Below are 218 nucleotides of genomic sequence, written 5' to 3'. Positions count from 1 at the left end.
TCCGCTGTGCGGTGCTTCGCTAGCGTTTCCTGTTGGCCGTCGCTCGCAGGGAGGCCCCGTAGGGAGGCCCCGCAGGGAGGCCCCGCAGGGAGGCCCCGCAGGGAAGCCCCGCAGGGAAGCCCCGCAGGGAAGCCCCGCAGGGAAGCCCCGCAGGGAAGCCCCGCAGGGAAGCCCCGCAGGGAAGCCCCGCAGGGAAGCCCCGCAGGGAAGCCCCCGTA

The organism is Kitasatospora sp. NPDC096147, assembly GCF_044763225.1.
Classification (GTDB): Bacteria; Actinomycetota; Actinomycetes; order Streptomycetales; family Streptomycetaceae; genus Kitasatospora.
Note: the sequence above shows the minus strand (reverse complement) of the source record.